We start from the raw sequence: 620 nt of genomic DNA, 5'->3' as shown, positions 1-620 counted from the left end.
CTCGTCACCCGCACGGGTGAGGTTCGCCAACTGGGCTGGATTTTGCCCCGGTTGCCTGGCATATGCTCGCCGCACCAAACTTCAGACCTCTGACGGCCCCCGCCGGGACAGCAATCCCAAAACGGGGGCCTGACCAACACGGAAGTGAACGTCTTCCTGATGGCTACCTCGCAGGCTATCGCGGGCCCCTATGTCCCGCCCTCTGGCGTCGAACATGTCAACGTCCGCCACACCGAGCGCTTCACCGTCGTGGGCAATCACCTCAGCCAGCACCCCGAACTCTCGCTTGCCGCACGGGGTCTCGCCCTCCACATCCAGTCGCTGCCGCCCGGCGCCAAGGTCGGCATCAAGGTCCTCGCCGCCCGGCTGCCCGCCGACAGCGAACACCGCATCGCCGAGGCCCTGCGGGAGCTGGAGGAGCACGGCTACCTGAAGCGCACCCGGGTGCGTTCGCCAGAAGGCAAGGTCTACACGCGCACGGTGTCGTACAACCACCCGGACCCCGCCGCCCTCGACAAGGCACAGACGCGGACGCAGACGCAGACAATCAAGCCGCGCCCCCGCCCGGCACCGGCACCGGCACCGGCACCGGCACCGAAGCCCACCACCGCAACGCCTGT

At 68.4% G+C, this 620-nt stretch carries 1 pseudogene; it reads left to right on the top strand.

The annotated features are described in order from the left end of the window. Positions 1 to 144: 144 nt before the first annotated feature. A pseudogene (locus tag JGS39_RS40045) lies at positions 145 to 620 on the top strand (helix-turn-helix domain-containing protein); the annotation flags it as partial.

The organism is Streptomyces poriferorum, from assembly GCF_019399235.1.
GTDB classification, from domain to species: domain Bacteria; phylum Actinomycetota; class Actinomycetes; order Streptomycetales; family Streptomycetaceae; genus Streptomyces; species Streptomyces poriferorum.
Note: the sequence above shows the minus strand (reverse complement) of the source record. Positions and strands in the feature narration are given on the sequence as shown.